The organism is Acinetobacter sp. GN11 (assembly GCF_054823985.1).
Genome location: NZ_JRVL01000364.1, coordinates 1 through 837, shown reverse-complemented (window position 1 = coordinate 837; position 837 = coordinate 1). Strand labels below are relative to the sequence as shown.

The window sequence follows — 837 nt, the reverse complement described above, 5'->3', positions numbered from 1 at the left end:
TCTACTCTTTTATTGGGTTTGGCTTAGGTTATATTATTTGGGAATACTTTTTAAAGACCTAACTTGTTAAAGAAGATTTAGCTAGCCTCAGAAATAATTTCTGAAGTAATTTCTTTGCTACGATGATATGCGGCCTTCATAGCTAAACGTATATCATCTGACACATTGCCTAATTCAAACATTCGTAAAGCAGACTCGGTAATCCCGTTTGCTAAAGTGACCTTTCCACATAATTCTGCTGGTGGAACATTACTTTTACGAATCATTTCAACCGCCCCAGTCGCTGCTTGAAGCGCAAGATCTAAGGCAAATTGCTTATCTAGCCCTAGTGAAACGCCAGTCTTAATCATGCTATCCAAAATATAGAAAAAGTAAGCTGGCCCTGAACCTGATAATGCAATAATGGCATCACTTTGTGTTTCCGAAGCAGCCCAAAAAGTCTGACCTGTTGGAGAATACAACGTTTCAATTAAGTCTTTATCAAGCTGATCCATTTGCTCTGAAGCAATCAGCACGTGAGTACCAACATGGGTAAGTACAGGCGGATTTGAAATCACACGAACGATTTTGTTTGAACCTGTAAAACGAGATAAGTTTGCAATATCAATCCCTGCCATCATAGAAACAATAATCTTATTTGCTAACCATTTTTTAAACGGCGCAAGTGTCTCTTTTAATTGCTTGGGATCTAATAACAACACAACTATGTCAGCTTTTTTTAAACTATTTTCTTTTTGCTTCAATGCATTTGTATCATTAATTTTTTTCTCTTCAATTAAGTGTATTTTTTCTTTTTTAAATCCTTTTAAAACCATTCCTCCGATTAAAGCCAAAGCT

The 837-nt window shown here is 36.0% G+C and carries 1 protein-coding gene; it reads right to left on the bottom strand.

Annotated features, from left to right (window positions below; genetic code table 11):
• Positions 1-77: 77 nt before the first annotated feature.
• Positions 78-837 (bottom strand): pyrroline-5-carboxylate reductase family protein (locus NL42_RS19420; protein ID WP_461313990.1); only part of this gene is annotated, 760 nt, incomplete at its 5' end.